This is a genomic window from Nesterenkonia cremea (assembly GCF_014642675.1).
GTDB classification, from domain to species: Bacteria; Actinomycetota; Actinomycetes; order Actinomycetales; family Micrococcaceae; genus Nesterenkonia; species Nesterenkonia cremea.
Genome location: NZ_BMIS01000008.1, coordinates 36,453 through 62,342, shown reverse-complemented (window position 1 = coordinate 62,342; position 25,890 = coordinate 36,453). Strand labels below are relative to the sequence as shown.

The following is a 25,890-nucleotide window of genomic DNA, read 5'->3' as shown; positions in this document are numbered from 1 at the left end:
ACACCGTCTGAGTGCGGTGTACTCCGAAGCTACTGAGCTGGCCGTTGCATCAACGTTGCATGCGGGCGACCAGCGCCGCACGCTGGGGAGAGTCTGCCGGCAGAGTACGTAGAGCGGTGTAGACGGCGTCTTCGTCCCCAGCTGTCTCTGGCAGCTGCAGGTAGCGCCAGAGCTCCTGGCCTGACCCGTCTGAGAGCACAGACTCGCGCAGCAGAACGGACAGCTGATGTCTGATGCGCAGAACCCCGGGAGCCTCGGATGGGGGAAGGACATGTCCGCCGTAGAGATCCAGGGCGGCGGATCGATCACCGGCGGTGAGGGCGCGGGCGCACCGGACGGCGTCGACTTCCGGGGCAGGAGTGAGGCGGTATGGCCTGCTGAGGACCTGAAGGCCTTCGATAGGTGTTGAGTCGAGCACGCGGCGGAGCCGGAGGATCTCTGCCCGGAGTGTCACCTCGTGTCCGGTCTCGCCGTAGAGCTGTGCTGCGAGCTCCCCGGCGTTCAGGCCTGTCTCCGGACCGCCGGTGTACGCCTCCCAGGCCAGCAGCATCAGCAGTTCGGCCTGACGCAGGGTCAGGCGGACGCGCCGGCCGGCTGAGATCAGCGGGGGGGCCGCAGTTCCCAACACGGTGAGCTGCGGATTGGAACTGCGGGCCGGCAGCACCTTCAGCTCGGCTTCCGCGGCCGAGATCGCAGCGCAGATCAGGGGCAGCGAGTGGGTGGCAACAGCCTCCGGTCCGCCGGTCAGATCGACCATCCCGAGCAGATTCCCTGTGTGCGGATCGTGGATGGGGGCAGCGGAGCAGGAGAAGTGGTGCGCGGAGGAGGCGAAGTGTTCCTCCTGGTGAACCTGAGCGCCACGCCGGGTCGCGAGGGCCAGTCCCGGTGCCGAGGTTCCGATGGCGTCCTCGGACCAATTGGCACCGGGCTGAAAGGCGGATCCCTCAGCCCGCCGGAGGGTGGGCCGGGCGCCGTCGACCCAGAGAAGACGCCCCTGGGCGTCACCGATGGCTGTGATCAGACCTGCGTCGGCGGCTGGTTCGATGAGCAGCCGGCGGAAGACGGGCAGCACCAGGCGAAGCGGATGTTCCTCCAGGTAGGCGGCCAGATCGTTCTCGCCCAAGTCGATCGGTGCCGTGGCGGCAGCAGGGTTCGCAAGGTAGCCGGCTGAGCGCCGCCATGATGCTTGCAGGTCGGGAGAGAGCCTGCCCCAGGTCCGGGGCTCATCCGGGAGTGCTGTCATGGCGCTCCTTCCGGTCATCGCGACGTGTTCTGCATCACAGAGTAGAGTGCACTCCTGTGCATGTCACGACTTCTCGCTCACACCGGCGAGGCAGCAAGCCGGTGCAACGTCTATGCAACGCGTTGGGCCCTATGGTTCTCTTAAGTGATACGTATCACTTCCAAGGATTGCTTCGACCATCAAGAGGAGTCATGATGAGCGTCTACGCACAGCCCGGCACTGAGGGCAGCATCGTCAGCTACCGGTCCCGCTATGACAACTACATCGGTGGACAATGGGTCGCCCCCGTGAAGGGGCAATACTTCGAGAATCCCTCACCGGTCAACGGCAAGGTCTTCACCGAAGTCGCACGCTCCACCGCAGAGGATATCGACGCCGCGCTCGACGCCGCCCATGCCGCGGCTCCGGCCTGGGGCAGCACCTCGGTCGCCGAACGTGCTGTCGTCCTGACCCGGATCGCGGACCGCATCGAGGAGAACCTCGAGATGCTGGCGGTCGCCGAGACCTGGGAGAACGGCAAACCTGTGCGCGAGACCCTCGCCGCGGATCTCCCGTTGGCAGTGGATCACTTCCGCTATTTCGCCGGAGCAATCCGGGCCCAGGAAGGCGGGATCAGCGAAATCGACGGTGATACCGTCGCCTACCACTTCCACGAGCCCCTCGGTGTGGTGGGACAGATCATCCCGTGGAACTTCCCACTCCTGATGGCTGTCTGGAAGCTGGCCCCCGCCCTGGTAGCGGGCAACGCCGTCGTCCTCAAACCGGCAGAGCAGACACCGGCCTCCATCATGGTGCTGGCGGAGCTGATCGGGGACCTGCTCCCCGATGGGGTGCTCAACATCGTCAACGGCTTCGGCGCAGAGGCTGGGGCCCCACTGGCATCCAGCCCACGCATCAAAAAGATCGCCTTCACCGGAGAGACGACCACCGGCCGGCTGATCATGCAGTACGCCTCGCAGAACCTCATACCGGTGACTCTGGAGCTGGGTGGGAAGAGCCCCAACATCTTCTTCGAGGATGTAGCCGCCGCTGACGACGCCTTCTACGACAAGTCGCTGGAAGGCTTCGCGATGTTCGCGCTGAACCAGGGTGAGGTCTGCACCAGTCCATCACGCGCGCTGATCCAGAACAGCATCATCGACGACTTCCTCGACGCCGCCGTCGAACGGACCCTAGCGATGAAGCAGGGCAATCCGCTGGACACCGAGACCCAGGTGGGAGCCCAGGCCAGCAACGACCAGCTGGAAAAGATCCTCTCCTATCTGGACATCGGACAGAAGGAAGGCGCCCAGGTCCTCACCGGTGGGCAGCGGATGGATCCGGGAGAAGGTCTCTCCGAGGGCTACTACGTGGCCCCGACGATCTTCCGCGGGGACAACAGCATGCGCATCTTCCAGGAGGAGATCTTCGGTCCGGTGGTCTCTGTGACCGGCTTCGACACCTATGAGGATGCCATCTCAGTGGCTAACGACACCCTCTACGGGCTCGGAGCGGGAGTCTGGTCCCGCAGCGGAAACACCGCCTATCGTGCTGGCCGCGAGATCCAGGCCGGCCGCGTCTGGACCAACTGCTACCACCAGTATCCGGCCCACGCGGCCTTCGGAGGCTACAAGCAGTCCGGCATCGGGCGGGAGAACCACCGGATGATGCTGGACCACTACCAACAGACCAAAAACCTGCTGGTCAGCTATTCCGAGGACAAGCTGGGATTCTTCTAGGCCTTTGAGGAGGAAAGCATGAGTGCCGAACGAGTCGCCATCACGGGGAAAGCCGCTGCCCTGCTGCGCACCCTGCGCGAGGACCACGGACAGCCGCTGATGTTCCATCAGTCTGGGGGCTGCTGCGACGGTTCGGCGCCCATGTGCTACACCCAGGGCACCTTCATGACCGGCCCGGCCGATGTGCTGCTCGGCGAGCTCGAGCCCGGCACGCCCGAGCCGGTGCCGGTATGGATCTCCCGAGCGCAGTTCGAATACTGGTCCCACACGCACATCACCATCGATGTGACCCAGGGGCGCGGCGCCGGGTTCAGCATCGAAGGGCCCACCGGTCACCGGTTCATCGTCCGCTCCCGACTGTTCACCGATGAGGAGGCCGCGGAGCTGAGTCCGGTGCGCACCGGCTGAGCCGCAGCTGACACGCAGCAGTTCAGAGCAGCCCGGCCCGACGCCGGGTGGTCCGGTTGGCATGGTCGGAGTACCGGGACAGCCAGCGCTGCATCCCGGCGGAGGACAGCGGGCCCATGGCCGCGGCCACCCAGACCCCCACGGCCAGGGAGCCCAGGGCCGCGCCGCCGGAGAGGATCAGCGGACCGGCGCCCATGCCGATATCAGTGAGCAGGCGCCAGATGCCCAGGAACTGCGGGCGGCCGATCTCCGGGGAGACATCTGAGGAGATGGTCATCATGATCCCCGAGCCCAGTCCATTGGCGAAGCCCAGCAGGACACCGACGATCGCCAGCCCGGAGACGGTGGCTGTGACGGGGATCAGAGCCATGGTGATGCCCAGCAGCACCATGGCCGGCACCCCCAGCCACAGCCGCCCGAAGCGATCCATGACCTTGCCCGCGGGGTAGAAGAGCAGCATGTCGATGCCTCCGGCCAGACCGAAGATCAGCGAGATGGTAGTGGGGTCCAACCCGATGTGCTCGCCCCACAGGGGGATCACCTGCTGCCGGGCACCGCGGATGATGCCCACCAGCAGTGCAACCGTCCCGAGGGTCAGGAACATCCGGCGGTGTTCGACCAGGATGCCCAACAGAGTGGGCTTGGCGGCAGGGGAGCGGGCGGCGTCGGCGTCGAGCTCTGCGTGGGCGGCGGCCTCAGCCTTCTGCTGGGGCTGGGCCTTCTGTTGGGGGCGGGCCAGCAGCACGGTGACTGTGGCCGCCGCGGAGGTGGCCACGGCCACCAGGAAGACGCCGCGGGTGTCCCCGCCCAGGGTCACCAGGGCACCCAGGAAGGGGCCGACGAACTGGCCGATGCGGTGCACCCCGCCGAGTGTGGAGAGCACGCGTGCCCGCTGGGTGGCCGGTGTGACCACAGTGAGATAGGAGTGCCGCGCCAGCTGGAACACCGCATTGGCGGCACCCACCAGCAGGATGGCCGTGCCCAGGGTGATCAGCGAAGGCGAGAGGGCCGCCGCCAGGAAAGCCAGTCCCGCCAGGGAGCCGGCCAGCAGCATCGCCGCCCGGTCGCCCAGTCTGGAGGCCAGTGCTCCGGCGGGGAGGTCGGCCAGGATCTGGCCCACCGGCAGCATGGCAGCGATCAGACCGGCGGCCGCCAGGGAGGCGCCCTGCTCCACGGCGAAGGGAGCGATGATCGGCAGGATCGCGCCGAGGCCTGCGCTGAAGACGAAGGCTGGGATCAGCGCCCCGAGGACCACAGTCCTGAGCGGGAAGATCGGCTGACGGCTCGGTGGGGACGGCACAACGAGCCATCCTATAGGCATTAGGCTGGAGCCTATGAGTTCTCCGGACGAGGAGCAGCGTTCTCCTGCCGAACGGTACGCGGCCGCACGTCAGCGGGCGGCCGAGGCTGCCACTGAGCTCGGCGCCTTCCGTGCCCAGCAGGCCTTCGATCTCGATGAGTTCCAGCTGCAGGCCTGCCGACATCTCGAATCTGGGCAGGCCGTGCTGGTGGCCGCACCCACCGGGGCCGGCAAGACCATCGTGGGTGAGTTCGCCGTACACCTGGGCATCGCCCAGGGGCGCAAGACCTTCTACACCACGCCGATCAAGGCGCTCTCCAACCAGAAGTACCAGGAGCTGGTGGAGGAGTACGGCTCCGACCGTGTGGGCCTGCTGACCGGAGACACCTCCATCAACTCGGAGGCGCAGGTGGTGGTCATGACCACTGAGGTCCTGCGCAATATGCTCTACCAGGACGCCGCCACGCTGGCGGATCTGGGTTATGTGGTCATGGATGAGGTCCACTACCTGGCCGACCGCTTCCGCGGCGCCGTCTGGGAAGAGGTCATCATTCACCTACCCGAACACGTGCAGCTGGTCGCCCTGTCAGCCACCGTCTCCAACGCTGAGGAGTTCGGCGCCTGGCTGGACACTGTGCGCGGGGAGACCGCGGTGGTGGTCTCCGAGCACCGCCCGGTTCCGCTCTGGCAGCACATGCTCTTCGACCACGAGCTCTACGACCTCTTCATCGCCGAGGAGGATGGTGAGGCCAGCCGCCGCTCAGGCGGTCCGCACACCGAGCAGAAATCCATGGTCAACCCCGAGCTGCAGCGGATGACCCTGCAGAACTCCGGGCCGCCCTCGCGGCGCTCCGGTGGGCACCGTTCCCGCGGTCGCGGTCGCAGGGACCACCGCAGCAGCCCCCATCGCGGACGCGGGGGCCAGGGAGAGGTCTCCAAGATCTCCGGCTCACCGGCGGGACGCCCCCGGCTGAACCGTCCCAAGATGATCCGGGCGCTGGACCGCGACGGCCTGCTGCCCTGCATCACCTTCATCTTTTCCCGCGCCGGCTGCGAGGCCGCCGTGGAGCAGTGTCTGCACGCCGATCTGCGCCTGACCACCCGTGAGCAGGCCCAGGAGATCGCCTCCCGCGTGGAGGCCATGGGCTGGGAGCTGCCGGCCGAGGACCTGGCGGTGTTGGGCTTCGACAGCTTCCGCGAAGCCCTGATCAACGGTGTGGCCTCTCACCATGCCGGCATGCTGCCGCCCTTCAAGGAGCTCGTGGAGGAGCTCTTCGCCGAGGGGCTGCTGAAGGTCGTCTTCGCCACGGAGACCCTCGCACTGGGCATCAACATGCCGGCCCGCACCGTGGTGCTGGAGAAGCTGGACAAGTTCAACGGGGAGTCCCATGAGGACATCACCCCGGGAGAGTACACCCAGCTCACCGGGCGCGCAGGACGGCGCGGCATCGATGTGGAGGGCCACGCCGTCGTGGTCTGGCAGCCGGGTATGGACCCGCGTCAGGTGGCAGGGCTGGCGTCGAAGCGCACCTATCCGCTGAACTCCAGCTTCCGGCCCAGCTACAACATGGCGGTCAACCTGACCGCGCAGTTCGGACGACGCCGAGCACGCACCATCCTCGAGTCCTCCTTCGCCCAGTTTCAGGCCGACCGGGCCGTGGTCGGGCTGGCCCGCGATGTGGCCAAGCGCGAGTCCTCGCTGAAAGGCTACGAGGAGGCGATGGCCTGCCATCTGGGCGACTTCGGCGAATACGCTGCCATGCGGCGTCGGCTCAACGACCTGCAGAAGGACCAGGCCAAGGCGCGGAACCGTCAGCGCCGTCGAGAGCTGGTGCGCGTGCTGGCCGCACTCCAGCCCGGTGACGTGATCGAGGTCGACGGCGGCAAGCGCCGGCTGGGCACCTGCCTGGTGGTCCATACGGCACCGGAGCACGATCCGCGGCCTGGAGTCATCACCGAACAGGGCAAGCTGCGCAACGTCACCGTGGAGGACTTCCCGCAGCCGCCGGAGGTCATCTCCAGCATCCGGCTGCCGCGCAAGCCCCAGGTCAAAGTGCCCAAGGTCCGCCGCGACCTGGCCTCCTCCATGCGCGCGGCGGTCCATGACCGTGTACCGCCGCGCAAGAATGCCCCCACCACCGGGTTCGGCTTTGTGGAGGACTCCGGGGGAGAGGAGCAGGTGGAGCAGCTGCAGTCGGAGCTGCGGCGTCATCCGTGCCACAGCTGCAGCGACCGTGAGGACCACGCCCGATGGGCCGAGCGCTGGTGGAAGCTGAAGAAGGAGACCGATCAGCTCAAGCAGAAGATCGATCGTCGCACCGGCTCCATCGCCAAGACCTTCGACCGGGTCTCCGGCGTGCTCTACGACCTCGGTCATCTGCAGCCGGCCGAGCCCGAGCAGATGCCCACCGCTGAGCCGGTGGGCGAAGAGTGGTCGCAGGCGGAGTTCGTGGTCACTGAACGTGGGCAGCGCCTGCGCCGGATCTACGGGGAGCGGGACCTGTTCACCGAGCTGCTGCAGGAGCGCGGGGCGCTCTCCCAGCTGAAGGCCGAAGAGCTCGCCGCCTTCTCCACGCTGCTGGTCTATCAGGCCAAGCGCGAGGACGAGGGTGCCATGCCGGTGATGCCGACCAAGGCACTGAGCAATGCCACCCGCACGGCCCTGGAGATCCATTCCGAGCTGGAGGCTCTGGAGAAGCAGCATCACCTGGAGCCCACGGCGGCCCCGGAGCTGGGGCTGACCCTGCCCATGTATGTCTGGGCCTCGGGGCAGAGCCTGCGCAGCGCGCTGGAGGACACTCCGCTGGCCGCAGGAGACTTCGTGCGCTGGGCCAAGCAGTGCATCGATGTGCTGGACCAGCTCGGCAAGGTCCCGCACACACCGGCCAAACTGTCCGCCGCCTGCCATGAGGCCGTGGACCTGATCGCCAGGGGAGTGGTGGCCTACTCCTCTGTGAGCTACCGACCGACGGAGGAAGACCTCATTGACGACTGAGAGCGCATCGGCGAGCCCGGCATCTCGTCTGCTGATCAACGGGACCGTGCACAGCACCACGGAGCCCTACGCCGAATCCATGCTGGTCAAGGACGGCCTGGTGGCCTGGGTCGGCGATGAGGACACCGCCCGGCGCAGCTCGGAGGACAGCCCGGAGACCCAGGACCTGGACCGTGCGCTGGTGGCCCCGGCCTTCATCGGCTGGGTGGACTCTCCGGTGCTCGACGGCGCCGAGCCGGTGGACAGCCGGCCGGCCCTGGATGAGGCCCTGTCCCAGGGCTGCGGGGCCGTGCGTCTGGGTCTGCGGATCTCCCGGGAGACCTTCCTGGGACTCAGCGTGAACACCGAGCAGGGCGAGCAGAGCTTCGACCGCTATGACGCCCCCGGGATCGTGGAGCAGCTGCTGAGGCAGGTCCTCTCTGAGGCCCAGGAGCACCCGCTGCCGGTCTTCCCACATCTGCGGGTCACCGATATGGGCGGGATCGACCTGGAGGATCCGCGGTCCTCCAGCTTCCTCACCGAACTGGTCCAGATGATGAGGATCCTGGATGATGCCTCCGGTGCGCCCCTGGCGCTTGCGGTGAGCACTGAGGACCTCTTCGCCGGGCGCAGCGCCGAGCAGGCCGAGGAGATCCTGCTGGAGATCCGTCGCACCGCCAGCGGCGCTGAGCGCCAGCTGATCCTCGATGCCACCGATGTCTCCGGCACTGCCGCGTCGGGGGAGCGGGCCGCCGCTCTGGCAGAGGCAGTGGTCTCCTCCCACCAGCGGCTGCGCGAGGAGAAGATGACTCCCTCGCCAGCCACTCCCACTGTGCTCGCCGGCTTCGACGCCGAAAACCGTGAGACCTGGGAGCAGCTGCTGAACACCGGGGTGCACGTGATCTTCCGCACCGCCGGTCATCTGGCCACTGCGCTGAGCGTGGGGCTGCCCTCCAGTGCGGCACCGGCTCAGGGTCGGAACCCCTGGGAGCTGATCTCAGAGCATGTCCATCATGACCAGGACCCGGTCTCAGCCCGAGCCGGCTTCAACGCCCAGGTCCGCGGCGCCTACCGCTCTCTGGTCGCCGGCGCCGACGGCGGATCCATGGGCGGTCAGTTGAACCCCGGATCTGCAGCCACCTACGGCGTCTGGGAGGTGGACTCCCTTGCGGTGCAGACCCCTGACTCCCGCACGGCCGCCTGGTCCACCGACGTCCGGGCACGGACACCGCTGCTGCCGTATCTGGACGGCGAGAGCTTCCCCACACTGGTGCAGACCGTCGTGGACGGCACGGTCCTCTACCGCCGGGATGCCGAGTAAACTGTCACCGCCTCACCGAAGTACCAGCTGCAGAAGGGCACGAAGTCACCCGTGAAGACTCTGACGATCATCCCCACCTATGACGAGATCGAGGCGTTGCCGATCACCGTGGAGCGGCTCCGCGCAGCCGTCCCGGAGTCCGACGTCCTGATCGTCGACGACAACAGCCCTGACGGCACCGGTGGTCTCGCTGAGGAGATGCGCTCCTCGGATCCACAGATCCATGTCCTGCACCGCACGCAGAAGGACGGTCTGGGCGGCGCCTACATCGCCGGATTCGGCTGGGGCCTGGAGCGTGACTACGACGTGTTCGTGGAGCTCGACGCCGACGGCTCGCACCAGCCCGAGCAGCTTCCGTCTCTGCTGGCGGCAGTGGACGAGGCCGATCTGGTTATCGGCTCCCGTTGGGTGCCCGGCGGCTCTGTCGTGAACTGGCCACTCCACCGCAAGCTGATCTCGCGGGCCGGCAGCCTGTATTCCCGCACTCTGCTGGGACTGAAGGTCCGTGACATCACCGCCGGCTACCGCGCCTTCCGCCGCAGCACGCTCGAAGACATCGACCTGAGCAGCATCGAGTCGGTGGGCTACGGCTTCCAGGTGGATATGACCTTCCGCGTGGCCCGTCAGCGCAAGACCATCGCCGAAGTGCCGATCACCTTCGTGGAGCGGACTCTGGGTGCCTCCAAGATGAGCTCGGACATCGTGGTGGAGGCCATGGCCAACGTGACAAGATGGGGCTTGAGCGCCCGGGGCAGGACCCTGGCGAGGCGGTTCGGCTCCCGGTTGAACTCCGCGTCGAAAGCATAGAGGCAGCGCGCATAGAAGAGGCCCCCGTCGATGATCGACAGGGGCCTCTTCTATGCGTCGAGGGAGCCGTTCAGGCATTCACCTTCTCGCCGCGGCGCTCACGCAGGATCTTCAGGCGATCCTCGAGGATCTGCTCGAGCTCCTCCTCGGAGCGGCGTTCCAGCAGCATGTCCCAGTGGGTGCGGACCGGCTTATCCGGAGTCGCATCGGGCTTGGAGCCGTCCACCAGGACACCTTCCTTGCCCGTGGGAGAGGTCCACGTGGCAGGGATCTCGGCGTCGGCGGAGAAGGTGACGACGATCTTCTCGCCGTCCTCGCAGACATACTCCACGTCCTGACGCGGAGCCGGCTCCACACCCTGCTCGGTCTCCATCGACTGCGCACCCAGGCGCATACCGCGCAGACTGCGATCGCTCATAGCTCTTCCTCCAGCTCTCGGGACAGTATTCTTCTCGATCTACAACAGAAGAACGCTCAGGAATTATTCCCCTGCTGCGGGGGATTCTGCCACTGGCCCTGCTGAGGCTGCTGACCGAAGCCCTGTTGGCCCTGCTGTTCGGGGGAGTAGGGCTGCTGGAGCTCTTCCGGCTCCTGCCAGGCGGGAGACTCTGCGGCGGACTGCTCAGCCTGGGTTCCCTTCTGGCCGGCCTCGGCCTTGCGGGCGGCCTCCTCGAGCTCCTCCGAGCTGACGTAGCTGGGGTTGTCGTCGGTGACTGAGGTGGTCCGGGCGGACTCGGCCAGATCGGCGATGGCATTGGAGATCGCCGGCTTGCCCTTGCGCTCCCGTGCCTCCTCGGCCTTCTCCTCACGGCGCTGCTTCAGGCGCTCGGCGCGGGCGGCGCGCTCCTTCTCGCGCTCCTCGAAGCTCAGGCCGTCCTGGTTGGGGGCGGCGTCGCCGCCGAAGGCCCCGGAGAGGCTCTTGAGCGCCTCGCCGAACTCGCCGGGGATGACCCACATAGTGTTGGAATCGGACTTGGCGATCTCCGGCAAGGTCTGCAGGTACTGGTAGGAGAGAAGCTCCGGGCCGGGCTCGGAGTCGTGGACCGCGGTGAACACGGTCTCGATGGCCTGGGCCTCCGCGTTCGCGGCGAGGATGCGTGCCTGGGCCTCACCCTCTGCGGCGAGGATCGCGGCCTGACGTTCACCCTCTGCGGTGAGGATGGCCGACTGCTTGGTTCCCTCTGCGGTGAGGATGGCGGCGCGGCGGTCGCGCTCAGCACGCATCTGCTGCTCCATGGAGTCCTGGATGCTGTGCGGCGGGTCGATGGCCTTGAGCTCCACTCGGGCCACGCGGATGCCCCAGCGTCCGGTGACCTTGTCCAGCTCACCGCGAAGCATAGAGTTGATCTGATCGCGGGAGGTCAGCGCCTGCTCAAGATTCATTCCGCCGACCACATTGCGCAGGGTGGTGGTGGTCAGCTGCTCCACGGCCACGATGTAGTTCTGGATCTCATAGGAAGCCGCTTTGGGATCAGTGATCTGAAAATAGACCACCGTATCGATGGAGACCACCAGGTTGTCCTCGGTGATCACCGGCTGGGGCGGGAAGGAGACGACCTGCTCACGCATATCCAGCACGGGCAGGAGCCGGTCGATGAAGGGCACCAGCAGGGTCAGCCCAGGCCCCTGAGTGCGCTGGTACTTGCCGAGGCGCTCGATGATGCCTGCACGGGCCTGCGGGACGATTTTGACGCTGTTGACCAGGATCGCCACCACAAAGGCGATCAGGGCCAGCAGAACGACGACGATTGCTACGTTCATGGATTCACCGTTCCTTCTTCATTCCATTCGATGCCGAGGGCCGGCTTGAGATAGACCGTGGCACCTTCGACGGAGTCCACGAGGGCTGTTGCCCCGGGTTCGATCCGGAAGTCGCCGGCCGCACGGGCGGTCCAGGTGTCACCGTCCACCTCGGCCAGGCCGGAGGCCTCCGTGATGGGTTCCAGGGCGACCGCCTCGAGACCTTCCATGCGGTCCACATTGGTCAGCTGATCCTCCGGAGCCTTCTTCAGATGCTTCAGAGCCACCGGGCGCACGGCACCGAGCATGAGCAGAGCGGTGGCAGATCCGGATACGACCTGCAGCCATGGGGGGCCACCGGCCAGGGCGACTGTGGTGGCTGCGCCTGCGCCCGCTGCCAGCATGAGGAACAGCAGGTCGAGCATGAAGATCTCGACGAGCAGCAGCGCGAAGGTCAGCGTCAGCCAGGCGGCCCACAGATTGTCGCCGAACCATTCGATCATGCATTCACCCTATCGGCGTGGCGGCGCGGCGTCGAGGTTCTCATGGGGCTGACCAGACCGTCATATCCACGTCCACGGTGACCGACCAGATCTCCTGTTCCTCTACGGCCGTCAGCACGTCCCTACGGCCGCGGTGATGTCCGGCTGGTCCCATCATCACCAGGTCGGCTGCCTCCTCGTCCTCCACGGGCAGTGTGCAGGTCACCTCGGTCCGGACTGTCGGCTCCCCGAAGACTGGGCGCATCTGCGCCAGCAGGCTCTCGTGCTTATCCTCCTGCTGGTTGAGCAGTCCGACTTCCGCCAGCTCGGCCAGGTGCCCGCTGCGCGGAGTCACGACGACGACGGCGCCGCAGGTGCGCAGCACGCGGGCATATTCCTCCGGGTTCCGTGGGGCGAAGACGTTGAGCACCACGTCCACGCTGTGGTCCTTCAGGGGGAGTGGTGTCCACAGATCCCACGCCAGGGCGAGAGTGCGCTCATGCTTGGCGGCGCGCTTGAGGCCCGCACTGGAGAGGTCCAGGCCGATGCCGCGCAGCTCAGGGTGCTCACTGAGCATCTCGTGCAGATAGTGGCCGGTTCCAGTGCCAGCGTCGAGGAGCGTGGAAGCCTCAGGGGCGTGCTCATCCCGCAGTGCGGTGAGCTTCCGCGTCACCAGATCGAAGAGGCCGGCCTGCTGGACGCGTTCCCGCGCCATGATCATCTCTGGGGTGTCCGGAGTGGAGGAAGACCCTCTGCCCACCAATAGGTTGACATAACCCTGCTTGGCGGCCGTGAAGTGATGACCGGAGGAGCAGTCCAGGCCGTGCAGGCGATCATCCTCGGTGATCAGAGACAGTGAGGCGGAGCAGTGTGGGCAGCTGAGAGGCCAGAGATCGTTCATCACGTCCAGACTATCCCGGCGGCGCGCGAGCAGATCTGCAGGAGGAGCGTTCTCGGCGCATCGCGGAGAGACATTCATCAGTCGCGGACAGAAACGCAGTCACATGCCGAGTCGCGCACAGAACAGCGCACAGTCAGCGGAGTGCGGCGAGCAGAAAGAACCTCTGTGCAGCGCACTGTGCAGAATCCGCTGTGCGCCATCCTCTGAACGATGACGCATGAAGCGATTCCTGATGGGCGCTCAGAACGGCACTGAAGGCTCTCCGTGGCGCGGATCCGCAGATCATCACGTATTCACCGATAATCTATATTATGTCAACTTACAGCTCTGGGGGTCAGTCTCTCCTAGACTGAAGGCATGAGCTCCCACTCCCCGCAGCACCGCCAAGAGATCTCCAACCGCTCCGACGCTCCGCTGCATTCTGCAGTGTGTCTGCTCTTCGATGCAGTCCTGGTGATCATCTTCGCGATGCTGGGCAATCGCTCGCACGACTCGGGCCTGAGCCTGGCTGAGGTCGCCAGCACTGCGGGTCCTTTCCTGGGCGGCCTGGTCCTCAGCTGGTTCCTCGCCTTCTCCTGGGGCAACCCCAGCAGGATCTGGCCCAACGGAGTCTTCGTGGTGATCGGGACTGTGGTTCTCGGCATGGCCCTGCGTGTCATCTTCACCGACGGCGGCGTCGAGCTGTCCTTCGTGCTCGTGGCCACCGGCGTACTGGCGGTGTTCCTACTGGGCCGTCGAGTGCTGACCGGGCTCTTCCGCCGAGGCTCCCCCGCCGCCTGACATCATTGAATGTTCTTTTGGTCATGAATATTCAATCATGTATTGACGTGAGATTGAAGGCTCTCTGAATTCAAGGCGATGAACGGGCCGATGACCAGTGTATTTCCAGGAAGATCCCATTAGTGTGGCCCCACCAAGGGTGATGAAGGGATGGCAAGGTACATGAACCCGTGACGGGTGTCCCCTCGTCGCCTCCGCCCAGATCAGCACTACGATCAGTCAAGGAGGCAGCACATGCGAGCAGTCACATGGCAGGGTCCGCACACGATGTCTGTAGAGACGGTCCCGGATCCGACCGTCCAGAAGCCCGACGACGCCATCATCGAGGTCACGTCCAGCGCGATCTGCGGCTCGGACCTGCACCTCTATGAGGTCATGGGCCCGTTCATGGAGCCCGGAGACATCGTCGGACATGAACCCATGGGCCGCGTGGTCGAGGCAGGCCCGGAGACGAACCTGACGAAGGGTGATCGTGTGGTGATCCCCTTCCAGATCGCCTGCGGCCGCTGCTTCTTCTGCGACAAGGGCCTCCAGACCCAATGTGAGACCACTCAGGTCACCGAGACCGGGATGGGCGCACCGCTCTTCGGCTACTCCACGCTCTACGGTCAGATCCCCGGTGGCCAGGCCGAATACCTGCGGGTGCCCCACGCCGACTACGGGCCCATCAAAGTGTCCGAGGAGCTGGAGGACCACCGCTATCTCTTCCTCTCCGACGTGTTGCCCACCGCCTGGCAGGGCGTAGCTTATGCCGGAGTCTCCGATGGTGACTCGCTGGCGGTCATGGGCCTGGGTCCCATCGGCCAGTTCGTGGCCCGCATCGCCGCCCACCAGGGCATGAAGGTCTATGCCATCGAGCCGGAGAAGGAACGGCGTGACATGGCCGCCCGCCACGGCGTGGAGACCTATGACCTCTCTGATGACTCTGTGGAGACCATCCGCGAGGTGACCCAGGGTCGCGGCCCCGACGCCGTGGTGGACGCGGTGGGCATGGAGGCCCACGGCGGAGCCCAGGGCCTGATGGCAAAGTTCGCGCAGCTCTCTGCCCAGTACGTACCGGAGAAGCTGGGCCAGTCGATGATGCAGACCGTGGGCATGGACCGCCTGGCCGCGCTGTACTCCTCCATCGAGCTGGTCCGCCGCGGGGGCACCATCAGCCTCTCGGGAGTCTATGGTGGACAGGCCTCTCCCCTGCCGCTGCTGACGCTCTTCGACAAGCAGATCACCGTGCGCCAGGGCCAGGCCAATGTGAAGCGCTGGGTGGACCAGATCCTGCCGCTGGTGGAGGACGACGCCGACCCGCTCGGTCTGGAGGACTTCGTCACCCACACGCTGCCGCTGGATGATGCGCCTGGTGCCTATGAGACGTTCCAGAAGAAGGAGGACGGCTGCATCAAGGTCGTCCTGAAGCCCCAGCAGTCCTGAACCCGAAGGAGTTTGAGCATGACTGAGCAGACCCAGCAGGACCCCCGCAGCAAGCACCGCTCCGAGGAGATGCCCGCCCATGAGGACATCGGCCAGCCCGGTCTGACCTCGGAGACCGAGCCCTCGCCCGATCACGGTGAGAAGACCTGGGTGGGCCACGGCCGGCTGGAAGGCCGGAAGACGCTGATCACCGGTGGCGACTCCGGCATCGGGCGAGCAGTGGCCATAGCCTTCGCCCGCGAAGGTGCCGATGTGGCCATCAACTATCTGCCCGAGGAGCAGGAGGACGCCGAATCCACGGCGGCTCTGATCCGCGAGGCAGGACGGCAGGCCTTCCTCTACCCGCAGGACATCCTGGAGCCCGGCGCCGCAGAGCATCTGGTCTCCGACGCCCTGGCCGACCTGGGAGGGCTGGACGTCCTGATCCTGAACGCGGCCTACCAGAAGGCGCGCACCGGGATCGATGAGACGGACATCGACGAAGTCAAAAAGGTCTTCGACACCAACCTGGTGGCGCATATCGCCTTCGCCAAGGCGGCAGTGCCTCATCTGCAGCCCGGTGCATCCATCATCGTCACCACCTCGATCCAGGCCGTGGGGCCCAAGCCTCCGCTCTTCGACTACGCCATGACCAAGGCTGCGCAGGTGGCCTTCATCGAATCCATCGCCGCTGAGCTCGCAGAGATGGGGATCCGCGTCAACGGGGTGGCCCCGGGACCGATCTGGACCCCGCTGATACCGGCTACCGGCTTCGGCGAGGAGGCCGTGGAGCAGTTCGGGCAGGACACTCCTCTGGGTCGGCCCGGTCAGCCGGCCGAGCTGGCCGGCGCCTATGTATACCTGGCCAGCGAGGAGGCCTCCTATGTCTCCGGCTCGGTCATCCCGGTCACCGGGGGCAAGGGCTTCTGAGCCCAGGTGCACGCCCCCCAGAGACACACGTGGAAGGAGGAGACCATGGCCGACTCGGTGAAGGATAAGGAGCTCTACGAGAAGCTGCGCGAGGAGGGAAGCTCCAAGGAGAAAGCCGCGCGTATCGCCAACTCGGCCGCCGATGAGGGTCTCAGCGCCCAGGGTGAGAAGGGCGGGCAGGCGGAGAACTTCGAGCACCGCACAGTCGAGCAGCTCAAGGACCGGGCCAAGGAGCTGGGCATCACGGGCTACTCCGATATGAACAAGGACGAACTCATCGCCGCGCTGCGTCGTCACTGACCTTGTCGCCCCGTCAGGAGACACCAGGCGATGAGATGATGGGCAGATGACCTCATATGCGCTCATGGCCGGCTGCGGAGACCTTGGAACCGCAGCCGGCCTTCGTCTGCACGACCGCGGCTGGCAGGTCACCGGACTGCGGCGCAGCCCCGCTTCCTCCTCTGCCTTCCGCATGATCCCCATGGACCTGACCCGACCGGAGGTGCAGCAGCAGCTGAGCGCCGAACAGCTCACCCCGGATGCCGTGGTGGTGGCGCTGACTGCCGACGGTCGCAGTGCCGCCGACTATGAGAGGACCTATCGCAGAGGCCTGCAGGGACTCGGCCGGCTTCTGGGCGATCATCAGCCCCGGCTGATCTTCGTCTCCTCCACCAGCGTGATCGGGCCCTATGACGGGCAATCCGTCACGGAACAGACTCCGCCGGCACCGGCCACGCCGACGGCAGAGATGCTTCTGGCCGCCGAGCAGGATGCCCGCGAGATCTTCGAGGACCTCATCGTCCTCCGCCCGGCCGGGATCTATGGGCCGGGACGCCGTCGCACCATCGAACGGATCAGGCGCGGTGACCCGCTGGATCACTCTCAGATGACCAATCGGATCCACCGGGATGACCTCGCCGACCTCGTGGCGGACCTGGTGGCTGCTGCACAGCCGCCGCAATTGTTGCATGCTGCCGACGGCTCCCCCACTCCTCAGGGAGAGGTGGCGGGCTTCATCGCCGAGCGTCTCTCAGTGCCTGTTCCGCCGGACAGCGGCGACGGCAGGCCCCGCGGCAAGCGCATCGAGACCGCAGAGCTGGATCGGTTCCGAAACGGCCTCTCAGAGAGCCGACCGCTGCGATGGCCCAGCTTCCGCGAGGGCTACGCCAGCCTTCTGGACGAGCAACACTCTCAGCGGTGAGGCAGCGGGTTCAGATGGCTCACCGCCAGCTCTCCCCCGCGTGTGTCCAGGTAGTACAGCTGCGCGACCACAGGTTCATCTGAGGTGATCACCAGGCCGTAGGCGGTGTCCAGCAGGACAGCCTGCGGATCGATCAGATCGTTGATCCGCTGGTGCTTGACCCGCTGGGCCTCCACCAGGACCTCATAGGGGCCCACGGGGTCGGCGTCGTCGTAGTAGAAGGTGAGGTTCACACAGGCCTGCGTCTCTGCGGTGTTGAGCAGGCACAGAGTGTTCCTCGAGGTGAACTCGGGCTCATGGCCTGTGCTGTCGCTGGGTGCGAATCCCGCGGAGAACACCCAAGTGGTGCGTCCCAGAGCAGTGCCTCTCATCTCTCCTCCTCGCCGAAGAGTTCGCGCAGATAGTCGTTCATGAAGATGTCATCGGGGTCCACCGAGCGGCGGATGTCTTGGAACTGCGTCCACTCCGGATAGAGCATGCGCAGCTGCGGCGCCTTCAGCGAATGCTTCTTGCCCCAGTGCGGACGCCCGCGGAAGCGGCGGAACAGCGGCTCCAGATCGTCGAAGTACTCGGCGAAGGACAGCGTATTGTTCTGCAGCAGCGCGACAGTCAGCGTCTCCCGGCGCTGCGCAGTGGAGATCATCGCCTCATCGGGTGCGATGGTCCGGACCAGCACACGCCAGCCCACCCGCGCCCGGTGCACGCTGCGGATCCGCTCCCTGACCTCCCGGAAGGCCTCCAGCGAGGTGTCCATGGGCAGCATGTACTCCATCTCTTCGAACTTCAGATGCCGGTCGTTCGGGATGACCTCATAGTTGGGCCCGATGAGATCCTCCTTCAGCTCACCCGGCGGCACCAGGTCCGGCTCATCCCCCGGCTTGTTGAGCATCCTGACCTGAGCCATATCGCTGCGCGGATACCAGTAGAAGTCCACGCTGCGATTGCTGCGGACCAGCTCCTCGAAGTTCTCCAGCACCCAGTCGATATGGGTCATCCAGTTCTGCCGGTGCAGCGCATGGGCCTCCTCCAGACGCAGCGTCACCGAGGTCAGGATGCCCAGAGCGCCCAGGGAGACCTGAGCGGCGCGCAGCAGCGGGTCCGACTCATCCCGGCCGGCGTCCACGCCGAAGCTGACCACCTTGCCCTCGCCGGTGACCAGCCGACCGCCGATCATCGTGGAGGACAGGTTCCCCAGACTGATTCCGCTGCCGTGGGTGGCCGTGCACAGGGCTCCGGCGATGGCCTGATAGTCCACATCGCCCAGGTTCTCCATGGCCAGACCGTGCCGCTCCAGCTCCGCGCCGAGATCGCGCAGCCCCGTGCCGGGAAGAACCCTGGCCCAGCCCTGCTGGGGCTCGGCCTCCACGACGCCGACCATCCGGTCCAGCGAGACCAGCACGTCCTCTGTGCTCATCAGCGGTGTGGAGGAGTGTCCTGAACCGATCGGCCGCACTCCCCTGCCTCGACGTCGGGCCTGCCGGACCAGGCGGACCACCTCACGTTCGGAGGCCGGCCGCTTCAGCTTCTGTGGGGTGAAGCTGATGCTCCCGGACCAGTTCTCCACGCTGCTCTGCGCCATCGGCACCTCGTCTCCAACAGGTCGGTTCTCTTCGGGAGGACAGCGGCGGCAGAGAAGACCGATCCTCTCTGCCGCCGCTGGGTGTTCAGGTGGCTGAGTCTGTTCAGCGCGTGTATTCCAGCGATCCGAGACCCTCCAGGACCTGCTCGGCGGTGACCTGGTGGTTCACCACCGAGGAGGTCCAGTCGCCCCACTGGGACTTGTCCAGCACATCGCCGTTGCTGCCCAGGTTCTCCAGGCGTTTCTTCTCCTCATCGGTGAAGCTCTGCGTGGGAAGCGGCTGAAGATGCCTCACATCCTCCGCCGTCTTGCCGATGTACTCGCCCACACGACTGCCGTAGTCGTCGTGGATCATGAACAGGTGCCACAGGAAGCGCTCCTGGACCTGCGGGGCGGCCTCCTGGATCATGCCGCCCAGCTCCGCCACCAGATGGTCGCGCTCCCAGTCGTTCATCGTGCAGTACCCGCCCACGGCCGTGCAGATAGTCGTTGGTGCGCTCCAGGTCGGCCGGGCCGAGCTGTCCGTTGATCTCTGGCGGAGTGTTGGGCTTCTTCTCCGCCTCCTCGAGTCCCCCGGTGATGGAGGGCTCATAGTTCACGTGCGGGTTCTGCCCCGGCGCCAGGTCCGTGCCGAAGGACATCAGGCCGCCGCGCTGGTGGGTGTTGGGACCACCCTTCAGCCCCTTGGGCGAGTTCACCGGCAGCTGCAGGTAGTTCGGTCCCACGCGGTAGCGCTGGGTGTCCGAGTAGCTGAACGTACGGCCCACCAGCATCTTGTCATCGGAGAAGTCCAGGCCGTCCACCAGCACGCCGGTGCCCATGGCGATCTGCTCGTTCTCATTATGGTGGTCATCCACATTCCGGTTCAGCGTCATCGTGCCCACATGGTGCAGCGGGAACTGATCCTCCGGCCAGATCTTGGTGTCGTCCAGCGGGTCCCAGTCCAGCTCGGCATGGTCGTGGTCCTCCATGATCTGCACGTAGAAGTCCCACTGCGGGTACTCCCCGCGCTCGATGGCGTCGAACAGGTCACGCGTGGCGTGGCCGGTGTCCTGGCCCTGCACCTTGGCAGCCTCATCAGCGGACAGCGAGGCCACACCGGCGCGCGGATGCCAGTGGTACTTCACCAGCACCGTGTCACCCTCAGCGTTGACCATCTTGTAGGTGTTGACCCCGAACCCCTCCATATGGCGGTAGGTGGCGGGGATGCCGCGCGGGCTGAACAGGTGGGTCAGCATATGCATGGACTCCGGCGTCTGCGACATGAAGTCAAGGATCCGCGCCGGCTCCTGGCGGAAGGAGATCGGGTCCGGCTTCAGCGAATGGATGACGTCGGGGAACTTGATGGCGTCGCGGATGAAGAACACAGCGAGGTTGTTGCCGACCAGGTCCCAGTTGCCGTCCTCGGTGTAGAACTTCACGGCGAAGCCGCGCGGGTCGCGGGCCCCCTCGGAGGAGTCGCGGCCGCCGATCACCGTGGAGAATCGGATGGCCAGCGGCGTCCTTTTGCCGGCCTCGGAGAAGATCCGCGCTCGGGTGTACTTCGACGCCGGCTCATGCCCGATCTTTCCGGTGGCCTCGAACTCGCCGTAGGCCACGAAGCCGCGGGCATGGACCACGCGCTCCGGGATGCGCTCACGGTCGAAGTGGGAGATCTTCTCGAGGAAGTGATAGTTCTCCAGGGTCGCCGGACCGCGGGACCCGATGGTGCGCATGTTCTGGTTGTACTGGACAGGATGTCCCTGCCGGGTGGTCAGGATCTGTTCGTTGCTTGCCAACTTAAACACGTTCCTTTCCGCTTGGGGTGGACATTTCCGAGAGTAACAACGCTGGTCCGCAGTGACGAGAGGTCTTCTGCCGTCCTGGCAGCGGCTGCTCAGCTCTGTCGCTGGGGCTCGAAGGTCTCCTCGTCCCGGCGGAAGGCCCGCTCTGCTGCGTAGCTGTGCACCTCGTCCAGCGTCTCGCGCTGCTGCTGGGCCGCCTCTGCCAGCTCCTGGAAGACGGCGGGTGCCACGCCCAGTGCCTCGGCATGCTGCTCCATGGTCTTCCAGCCGTGCATCTTGCCCGTCACTGCTGCGATCATCAGCTCCGCCTCCAGGACCATGCGCAGCGGTGACCGGCCGAAGGGGCCGCGGGCATTGGGCTTGAGCCGCCCCAGCTTCTCCCCTGTCCAGGTCAGGGCGGCCGAGAGCGACGGACGCGGGAAGCCCTGCCGCTTCATCAGCTCCTGCAGGAAGGCATGTTCGGAGCGGATGGTCTCGGCCACAGCGGAGACCTGCGGGTAGATCGGGGTGTCCTCGAAGCTTTCGGCCATCATGCTGATCCGGTCCAGCCCAGCGGTGGCTCCGGCCAGATGATCGGCCATGTACTGACGCAGCAGCAGAGCGTCCACTCGCTCCGGCAGACGGTTCTCCGGCCAGGGCAGCTGATCGGCATGGGCCGGATGGGCGCTGCGCGGCCTCAACGGCGCTGAACCGGTCCCCTCCCCCGCTGCCATGCCGAGGACCAGCTCCTCCAGGGCCTGGGCAGCTGTCCTGTGCGGAGTCCATTCCAGCTCTCGGGCCGCCCGGGAGCTGTCCATGACGGGCACTCGGTGAGCCATATCCAGCCAGCCCTCGTCCATCGGCACGACGCCGGCCCGATGGGCCGCGCGCAGCAGCGGACGTAAGGCGGAGCCTGGGACGCCGATGCTGCGTCCCCGCCCGATCGTCTCAGCGATCAACTGGCCGGTCAGAAGGTCATCGGCACAGATGTTGAAGGCACCATGGGCTCTGCGGACCACAGCGCGGAGGAAGGCCTCGGCCACATCATCAGCATGCACCGCCTGGACACGCATGCCCTGCGGAAGCGGCAGCACAGGCGGGCGGAAGGAGCTGAGCACCTGCACCGGGGCCCAGCGACCGGCGAAGTAGCGTTGGATCTCCGCTCCGGCCGAGCCCTGGAAGATCAGTCCGGGCCGCAGACGTGCCAGCGCGATCTGCGGGTGAGCGCGGGAGAATTCGTCCAGGATCCGTTCCTGGGCTGCTTTGTCCACACTGTAGTGGGAAGTCGGGATCCCCTCAGTGGGCCAGTCCTCGCTGCGCGGCCGATCATCGGCCACCGGCGAATAGGCGCCCACGGAGGAGGCCACTGCGATATGTGCGACGCCAGCCTTCTCGGCGGCCTCCAACACATGACGGGTCCCCTCCACATTGACCCTGCGCAGCAGATCACGCTCCGTATTGGGCTGGATGAGCCAGGCCAGGTGGATCACCGAATCGACCTCGGCGAAAGCCTCGGCCAGGGCGGCGCGGGACTCCTCGAACTGGATGTCGGCGCTGAGCCATTCCGCACCGCTGTAGGGGGCGGCGTCGGCGTCGGGAAGTCTGCGGGCGATCCCCAGCACAGAGCTGATCTCCTGGGCAGACTGAAGCCGCTTCAGCACAGCGGTGCCGAGATTTCCGGTGGCACCGACGACGGCGACGCGCATAGACCCTCACTTCCTTTCAAGCACTCATCGCAGAACTCTCGACCTCGTGGGTCACAGACCATCACAGGGGTGCTCAGGTGCTCAAGGGTCGCCCGCCTGAGGGGCGCCTGACCGGGCGTCAGGGGGCAGGACGGTCAGGACTGCGCGACGGCGGCGCGGGCCTGCAGCTCACGGGGCAGCTGCGAGGCGTAGATGGTCTCGAAGATGGGGACGTCCACGCCGAGTTCGCGTGCGTGGGCCACCACTGCTCCGATCTGTTCCCGCAGCTCAGAGGGACGGCCTGCGGCCAGGTCGCGCTGCAGAGAGGCTGTGGTGGATTCCCCGAACTTCTGGGTGTAGGTGCCCATCAGGTCCTCCAGATCCTGCTCCTGGAGGGTGGCACCCCGGGTGTTGCCCACGTTGAAGACCTCGAGCATCGCGTTGCGGACCAGCGCCTTGGTCTGCGGGACGGCACGGGTGATGCCCACCGGCGCGCCGGAGAGGGCGCCGACTCCCCCGTAGGAGGCCACCAGGGCCAGCTTCTTCCACACGGCGGTGAGGATGTCCTCGTTCCGCTGGGCCAGGATGCCCGCCCGGCGCAGTGCCGTGGTCAGCTGCTGGGCGTACACCCCCGCGTCACTCTGATCGGCGGAGGGCTCCCAGGGGCCCAGCACCAGATGCGCCTCCGCGCCGGTCAGAGCCACGGCCAGCGGTCCGGTGCGTTCGGTGATGACCACTGCGGTGCCGGCCAGGACGCGGTCCGCCGGTACATGCTGTGCCGCCTGGGCGGGAGCGTCGACTCCGTTCTGGATGGTCAGCAGCCGCCCCTCCTCTCCCAGCACGGGGGCCGTCTCGGCGGCGGCCTCGGCCACCTGCCAGGCCTTTGTGGTGATGACCGCCAGATCATAGGTCTCGGAGTCGGGGTCCAGCTCGGCGATCACCTTCACACCGCTGATCTGCTGAGACTCGTCCCCATTGGTCACGGTGATGGGGACTCCGGACTCGGCCCGCTCCAGAGGTGCGCCGCGTGCCTTGAGGGAGACGCTGTGTCCTGCCTGTGAGAGCCGGGCGCTGAGATAGAGGCCCATGGCTCCTGCGCCGTAGATCAGAATCCGCATGGTGCCAGTACATCACGGCGGAGAATCCGTGTGGAGAATTCTGCGCAGACGACGAAGGTCCGACCCATTGTTGGATCGGACCTTCGCTGCTCTGTGGAGCATATCGGACTCGAACCGATGACCTTCTGTATGCCATACAGACGCGCTACCAGCTGCGCCAATGCCCCGTATTCTTTTCTCTCCGTTTCCCCGGATCCCTCCGCGGCAACCCTTATACTCTAATCCACCTCTGAAGCATCATGCAAATCGAGGTCGACACGATCCACATCTGCGTAGAGACGGTCCAGTCCGTAGAGGGTCCGCTCCTCCTCATGCTGGACGTGGATCACCATATGACCGTAGTCCAGGAGCACCCAGGTGCCGGAGTCACGGCCCTCACGACGCAGTGGAGCGGAGGCGTGCTCCTGCTTCAGCTGGACTTCGATGGCGTCCACGATCGCGTTGATCTGCCGGTCCGAGGGCGCAGAGCAGATGAGGAAGGCATCGGTGATTCCGATGCGCTCCCCCACGTCCAGGCCGACGATATCGGTGGCAAGTTTGTCGGATGCGGCCGCAGCTGCGGTCCGGAGCTCTGCGAGAACAGTCTGTGAGATAGCCATGTCCTCTCCAGCTTAGATCACGACGAAGAGGATGATGCCCACAGCGACCGCCAACAGCACTGCGAGAATGATCACCAACCAGAGCAGCATGCTCTGACGGTTCGCCTGGCGCGAGGAGTGTTCGACGATCTCGTCCAGCTCCAGACCGTGGGCACCGCGAGCCTGGACAGGCTCGATCTCACCGGTGGCCAGGGGATCCTCGTCCGCATCCTGATCGGACTCGGCATGAGCGCGCAACGCCTTGCGGGTGATGACCTCGGACTCAGGACGCTGGCGACGCTTGCGGCGACGCTCCTCGCGCTCAGCGTCTTCGCGCTCCTCCTGCTCCTTGCGCAGACGCTCCTGGTTGGCCTGCATGGCCATCGCGGCCATGGCCTGCTGCTTCTTCAGCAGCTCGGGGTCCACACGGTGCGGGTCGTCATCCTCGGCGACCTGCTGGTTGAGCTCCTCGAGCTCGCGCAGCTTGTCATCGTCGAGCACATCGAGGGAGTCGGTCTCACGCAGCAGCCGGCGGGCACGGCGAGAGGCCGGAACGGGGGCCTCCTCATCGTCCGGGTCGTCCAGGTCCTCGACGAGGTCAGGGTCATCCTCACCCTCGAGGTCCACGACGTCGTCGGGATCCGCTGCGAGGTCCTGATCGGCCTCGGCGGCCTTCTGCCCGTCCTGCTCCTCAGCGTCCACCGGCTCGGAATCGGCCAGTACCCTCTCTGCGGCGTCCTGCGTCTCCTCGGACTCCTCGCCCTCGGATTCGATCCTCACCGCATCGAGGAGGGAGGTCTGCTCATCGGGGGGCTCGGCCACGTCATCGGAGAGGTCCTCGGCAGAAGCCTGCTGCTCGGAGTCTTCCTCCTCATCCAGGACGGTCTCGTCCTCGACTGTCTCAGCCGTATCCTCAGCGGCCTCATCCTGGAGGAGGGAATCCTCATCCACACCCTCCTCAACGGCTGACTCCTCAGACTCCTCGTCCTCAGCCGCGTCCTCATCGGTGATGGCCGGGATCTCGGCATCGGTCCGGTCCTCCGGCGGAGGCGGAAGCTTGACGGCACCCTGCTCGGCGTCGTCGGAGTGCTCCTGATCCTCGTCAGCGGCATCCTCCGGAGCCTCGCCCTCAGCAGTCTCATCCTCAGCGGCCAGCTCGGCCTCGCGGCGCCGGCGCAGCTCTTTGCGGGAGACGGGCAGATACCGGGCGCGGAGATCCTCTCCCCCGCCGCCATCCTGCTCGGTGGTATCTGCGCTCATGATGTGGCCTCCTCCGGACTGTGAAGGGTCCGTGATTCGTCTGTCTGCTCCATCGTATGCATGCCCAGAGCGGGGCCGGCGTCACCGAAGCCGCGTGTGGCCGAATCCGACTGGTAGAGCCGATGCTTGTTGATGTACTGCACGACGCCGTCGGGCACCAGGTACCAGACCGGCTTGCCGTCCTCCACGCGCTGACGGCAGTCCGTGGAGGAGATGGCCATGGCGGGGATCTCCATCAGCGAGATCTGCTCGGTGCGCCCGAAGTCCTGGGAGACATAGCCCGGACGGGTCACCGAAACGAAGTGCGCCAGCTCCCACAACTCATCCACGTTCTTCCAGGACATGATCTGAGCCATGGCATCGGCGCCTGTGATGAAGAACAGCTCCGCCTGCGGGTACATCCTGCGGAAGTCGCGCAGCGTGTCGATCGTGTAGGTGGGGCCTCCACGATCGATATCCACCCTGGACACGGTGAAACGTGGATTCGAGGCCGTTGCGATCACGGTGAGCAGATACCGATGCTCGGCCGCGGTGACGCTGCGGGACGCCTTCTGCCAGGGTTCACCGGTGGGCACGAAGATCACTTCGTCGAGCCGGAACTCAGCGGCGACCTCACTCGCGGCCACGAGGTGGCCGTGGTGGATGGGGTCGAAGGTTCCGCCCATGATGCCCAGGCGGCGCGGGGACTTCTGAGCCAA

General features: G+C 66.1%; 24 protein-coding genes, 1 tRNA gene and 1 pseudogene. 10 read left to right on the top strand and 16 right to left on the bottom strand.

The features are described 5' to 3' along the window. Nucleotides 1-49 precede the first annotated feature (49 nt). Nucleotides 50-1,243, bottom strand: a complete 1,194-nt coding sequence (locus IEW85_RS09695; RefSeq protein ID WP_188685138.1) for a sigma-54-dependent transcriptional regulator family protein — start codon at nt 1,241-1,243, stop codon at nt 50-52. Between the two features lie 194 nt (nt 1,244-1,437). Here IEW85_RS09695 and adh point away from each other — a divergent pair, with 194 nt between their 5' ends. Together adh and IEW85_RS09685 are read left to right on the top strand one after the other, a co-directional pair. After that, nucleotides 1,438-2,961: an aldehyde dehydrogenase gene (adh, locus tag IEW85_RS09690; RefSeq protein WP_188685136.1), complete on the top strand. Its 1,524-nt coding sequence runs from the start codon at nt 1,438-1,440 to the stop codon at nt 2,959-2,961. Nucleotides 2,962-2,979: 18 nt separating this feature from the next. Next, nucleotides 2,980-3,369: a DUF779 domain-containing protein gene (locus IEW85_RS09685; protein WP_188685134.1), complete on the top strand. Its 390-nt coding sequence runs from the start codon at nt 2,980-2,982 to the stop codon at nt 3,367-3,369. A gap of 22 nt (nt 3,370-3,391) precedes the next feature. Here the strand turns inward: IEW85_RS09685 and IEW85_RS09680 are convergent, their stop codons facing one another. Then, nucleotides 3,392-4,669: an MFS transporter gene (locus IEW85_RS09680; protein WP_229658936.1), complete on the bottom strand. Its 1,278-nt coding sequence runs from the start codon at nt 4,667-4,669 to the stop codon at nt 3,392-3,394. Nucleotides 4,670-4,703: 34 nt separating this feature from the next. On the opposite strand from IEW85_RS09680, the gene IEW85_RS09675 reads away from it, so the two are divergent. The 3 genes from IEW85_RS09675 to IEW85_RS09665 are packed head-to-tail and all read left to right on the top strand — an operon-like array spanning nt 4,704 to nt 9,771. Beyond that, nucleotides 4,704-7,664: a DEAD/DEAH box helicase gene (locus IEW85_RS09675; RefSeq protein WP_188685130.1), complete on the top strand. Its 2,961-nt coding sequence runs from the start codon at nt 4,704-4,706 to the stop codon at nt 7,662-7,664. Beyond that, on the top strand, nt 7,654-8,964 hold the full coding sequence (locus IEW85_RS09670) for a hypothetical protein (protein WP_188685127.1): 1,311 nt from the start codon (nt 7,654-7,656) through the stop codon (nt 8,962-8,964). The genes IEW85_RS09675 and IEW85_RS09670 overlap by 11 nt, the downstream gene beginning before the upstream one ends. A 51-nt stretch (nt 8,965-9,015) precedes the next feature. Further along, nucleotides 9,016-9,771, top strand: coding sequence for a polyprenol monophosphomannose synthase (locus IEW85_RS09665; RefSeq protein ID WP_188685125.1), 756 nt, complete (start codon nt 9,016-9,018; stop codon nt 9,769-9,771). 70 nt (nt 9,772-9,841) lie between these two features. Here IEW85_RS09665 and IEW85_RS09660 read toward each other — a convergent pair whose 3' ends face one another. The 4 genes from IEW85_RS09660 to IEW85_RS09645 are packed head-to-tail and all read right to left on the bottom strand — an operon-like array spanning nt 9,842 to nt 12,894. Beyond that, nucleotides 9,842-10,189 carry an RNA polymerase-binding protein RbpA gene (locus IEW85_RS09660; RefSeq protein WP_188685123.1) on the bottom strand — a complete coding sequence of 116 codons (348 nt, stop codon included), beginning with the start codon at nt 10,187-10,189 and terminating at the stop codon, nt 9,842-9,844. 56 nt (nt 10,190-10,245) lie between these two features. Continuing rightward, a complete protein-coding gene (locus IEW85_RS09655; RefSeq protein ID WP_188685121.1) occupies nt 10,246-11,532 on the bottom strand; it encodes an SPFH domain-containing protein in 1,287 nt (428 codons plus the stop codon). Continuing rightward, nucleotides 11,529-12,014 (bottom strand): NfeD family protein, encoded by a 486-nt coding sequence (locus IEW85_RS09650; protein WP_188685119.1) that lies wholly within the window; start codon nt 12,012-12,014, stop codon nt 11,529-11,531. The genes IEW85_RS09655 and IEW85_RS09650 overlap by 4 nt, the downstream gene beginning before the upstream one ends. 40 nt (nt 12,015-12,054) lie before the next feature. Continuing rightward, complete coding sequence (locus IEW85_RS09645; protein WP_188685117.1) at nt 12,055-12,894, bottom strand: methyltransferase domain-containing protein; 840 nt, start codon at nt 12,892-12,894, stop codon at nt 12,055-12,057. Nucleotides 12,895-13,251: 357 nt separating this feature from the next. On the opposite strand from IEW85_RS09645, the gene IEW85_RS09640 reads away from it, so the two are divergent. The 5 genes from IEW85_RS09640 to IEW85_RS09620 all read left to right on the top strand — a co-directional run bounded on the left by IEW85_RS09640 (nt 13,252) and on the right by IEW85_RS09620 (nt 17,209). Further along, nucleotides 13,252-13,674: a DUF3054 domain-containing protein gene (locus tag IEW85_RS09640; protein WP_188685114.1), complete on the top strand. Its 423-nt coding sequence runs from the start codon at nt 13,252-13,254 to the stop codon at nt 13,672-13,674. A gap of 234 nt (nt 13,675-13,908) precedes the next feature. After that, on the top strand, nt 13,909-15,099 hold the full coding sequence (locus IEW85_RS09635; RefSeq protein WP_188685111.1) for an alcohol dehydrogenase catalytic domain-containing protein: 1,191 nt from the start codon (nt 13,909-13,911) through the stop codon (nt 15,097-15,099). An 18-nt stretch (nt 15,100-15,117) separates the two neighbouring features. Beyond that, a complete protein-coding gene (locus tag IEW85_RS09630) occupies nt 15,118-16,008 on the top strand; it encodes an SDR family oxidoreductase (protein WP_188685109.1) in 891 nt (296 codons plus the stop codon). A 45-nt stretch (nt 16,009-16,053) separates the two neighbouring features. Then, nucleotides 16,054-16,308: a DUF7218 family protein gene (locus IEW85_RS09625; protein ID WP_188685107.1), complete on the top strand. Its 255-nt coding sequence runs from the start codon at nt 16,054-16,056 to the stop codon at nt 16,306-16,308. A 46-nt stretch (nt 16,309-16,354) separates the two neighbouring features. After that, nucleotides 16,355-17,209 carry an NAD-dependent epimerase/dehydratase family protein gene (locus IEW85_RS09620; RefSeq protein WP_188685105.1) on the top strand — a complete coding sequence of 285 codons (855 nt, stop codon included), beginning with the start codon at nt 16,355-16,357 and terminating at the stop codon, nt 17,207-17,209. On the opposite strand, the gene IEW85_RS09615 is transcribed toward IEW85_RS09620, so the two are convergent. The 10 genes and pseudogenes from IEW85_RS09615 to nadD form a co-directional block, all read right to left on the bottom strand. Beyond that, nucleotides 17,200-17,580 (bottom strand): sensory rhodopsin transducer, encoded by a 381-nt coding sequence (locus IEW85_RS09615; RefSeq protein ID WP_188685103.1) that lies wholly within the window; start codon nt 17,578-17,580, stop codon nt 17,200-17,202. The genes IEW85_RS09620 and IEW85_RS09615 overlap by 10 nt on opposite strands. Continuing rightward, the gene (locus IEW85_RS09610; protein WP_188685100.1) at nt 17,577-18,788 is read right to left on the bottom strand and encodes a D-arabinono-1,4-lactone oxidase; all 1,212 of its coding nucleotides are present in this window, start codon (nt 18,786-18,788) and stop codon (nt 17,577-17,579) included. The genes IEW85_RS09615 and IEW85_RS09610 overlap by 4 nt, the downstream gene beginning before the upstream one ends. A gap of 103 nt (nt 18,789-18,891) precedes the next feature. Continuing rightward, on the bottom strand, nt 18,892-19,197 hold the full coding sequence (locus IEW85_RS14810; protein ID WP_505759481.1) for a hypothetical protein: 306 nt from the start codon (nt 19,195-19,197) through the stop codon (nt 18,892-18,894). 229 nt (nt 19,198-19,426) lie between these two features. Continuing rightward, nucleotides 19,427-20,503, bottom strand: a pseudogene (locus IEW85_RS09605) (catalase); the annotation flags it as partial. A 161-nt stretch (nt 20,504-20,664) separates the two neighbouring features. Further along, nucleotides 20,665-22,257 (bottom strand): NAD-dependent epimerase/dehydratase family protein, encoded by a 1,593-nt coding sequence (locus IEW85_RS09600; protein WP_188685098.1) that lies wholly within the window; start codon nt 22,255-22,257, stop codon nt 20,665-20,667. 134 nt (nt 22,258-22,391) lie between these two features. Further along, on the bottom strand, nt 22,392-23,354 hold the full coding sequence (locus IEW85_RS09595) for a ketopantoate reductase family protein (RefSeq protein WP_188685096.1): 963 nt from the start codon (nt 23,352-23,354) through the stop codon (nt 22,392-22,394). 94 nt (nt 23,355-23,448) lie between these two features. Beyond that, nucleotides 23,449-23,521, bottom strand: a tRNA-Ala gene (locus IEW85_RS09590). A 51-nt stretch (nt 23,522-23,572) separates the two neighbouring features. After that, nucleotides 23,573-23,953 (bottom strand): ribosome silencing factor, encoded by a 381-nt coding sequence (gene rsfS, locus IEW85_RS09585; RefSeq protein ID WP_188685094.1) that lies wholly within the window; start codon nt 23,951-23,953, stop codon nt 23,573-23,575. Between the two features lie 12 nt (nt 23,954-23,965). Then, entirely contained in the window at nt 23,966-25,192 is a 1,227-nt protein-coding gene (locus IEW85_RS09580) for a hypothetical protein (protein ID WP_188685092.1), read from the bottom strand. Then, nucleotides 25,189-25,890 carry a nicotinate-nucleotide adenylyltransferase gene (gene nadD / locus IEW85_RS09575; protein ID WP_268234669.1) on the bottom strand — a complete coding sequence of 234 codons (702 nt, stop codon included), beginning with the start codon at nt 25,888-25,890 and terminating at the stop codon, nt 25,189-25,191. The genes IEW85_RS09580 and nadD overlap by 4 nt, the downstream gene beginning before the upstream one ends.

What these genes read in the sequence shown, in the direction of transcription:
- IEW85_RS09685 (WP_188685134.1), top strand. Translation starts at nt 2,980, where the DNA reads ATGAGTGCCGAACGAGTCGCCATCACGGGGAAAGCCGCTGCCCTGCTG.
- IEW85_RS09610 (WP_188685100.1), bottom strand. Translation starts at nt 18,788, where the DNA reads ATGGCGCAGAGCAGCGTGGAGAACTGGTCCGGGAGCATCAGCTTCACC.
- IEW85_RS09640 (WP_188685114.1), top strand. Translation starts at nt 13,252, where the DNA reads ATGAGCTCCCACTCCCCGCAGCACCGCCAAGAGATCTCCAACCGCTCC.
- IEW85_RS09695 (WP_188685138.1), bottom strand. Translation starts at nt 1,243, where the DNA reads ATGACAGCACTCCCGGATGAGCCCCGGACCTGGGGCAGGCTCTCTCCC.
- IEW85_RS09600 (WP_188685098.1), bottom strand. Translation starts at nt 22,257, where the DNA reads ATGCGCGTCGCCGTCGTCGGTGCCACCGGAAATCTCGGCACCGCTGTG.
- IEW85_RS09635 (WP_188685111.1), top strand. Translation starts at nt 13,909, where the DNA reads ATGCGAGCAGTCACATGGCAGGGTCCGCACACGATGTCTGTAGAGACG.
- IEW85_RS09595 (WP_188685096.1), bottom strand. Translation starts at nt 23,354, where the DNA reads ATGCGGATTCTGATCTACGGCGCAGGAGCCATGGGCCTCTATCTCAGC.
- IEW85_RS09630 (WP_188685109.1), top strand. Translation starts at nt 15,118, where the DNA reads ATGACTGAGCAGACCCAGCAGGACCCCCGCAGCAAGCACCGCTCCGAG.
- IEW85_RS09625 (WP_188685107.1), top strand. Translation starts at nt 16,054, where the DNA reads ATGGCCGACTCGGTGAAGGATAAGGAGCTCTACGAGAAGCTGCGCGAG.
- IEW85_RS09620 (WP_188685105.1), top strand. Translation starts at nt 16,355, where the DNA reads ATGACCTCATATGCGCTCATGGCCGGCTGCGGAGACCTTGGAACCGCA.
- IEW85_RS09660 (WP_188685123.1), bottom strand. Translation starts at nt 10,189, where the DNA reads ATGAGCGATCGCAGTCTGCGCGGTATGCGCCTGGGTGCGCAGTCGATG.
- adh (WP_188685136.1), top strand. Translation starts at nt 1,438, where the DNA reads ATGAGCGTCTACGCACAGCCCGGCACTGAGGGCAGCATCGTCAGCTAC.
- IEW85_RS09655 (WP_188685121.1), bottom strand. Translation starts at nt 11,532, where the DNA reads ATGAACGTAGCAATCGTCGTCGTTCTGCTGGCCCTGATCGCCTTTGTG.
- IEW85_RS14810 (WP_505759481.1), bottom strand. Translation starts at nt 19,197, where the DNA reads ATGATCCAGGAGGCCGCCCCGCAGGTCCAGGAGCGCTTCCTGTGGCAC.
- IEW85_RS09650 (WP_188685119.1), bottom strand. Translation starts at nt 12,014, where the DNA reads ATGATCGAATGGTTCGGCGACAATCTGTGGGCCGCCTGGCTGACGCTG.
- IEW85_RS09615 (WP_188685103.1), bottom strand. Translation starts at nt 17,580, where the DNA reads ATGAGAGGCACTGCTCTGGGACGCACCACTTGGGTGTTCTCCGCGGGA.
- IEW85_RS09645 (WP_188685117.1), bottom strand. Translation starts at nt 12,894, where the DNA reads ATGAACGATCTCTGGCCTCTCAGCTGCCCACACTGCTCCGCCTCACTG.
- rsfS (WP_188685094.1), bottom strand. Translation starts at nt 23,953, where the DNA reads ATGGCTATCTCACAGACTGTTCTCGCAGAGCTCCGGACCGCAGCTGCG.
- IEW85_RS09675 (WP_188685130.1), top strand. Translation starts at nt 4,704, where the DNA reads ATGAGTTCTCCGGACGAGGAGCAGCGTTCTCCTGCCGAACGGTACGCG.
- IEW85_RS09580 (WP_188685092.1), bottom strand. Translation starts at nt 25,192, where the DNA reads ATGAGCGCAGATACCACCGAGCAGGATGGCGGCGGGGGAGAGGATCTC.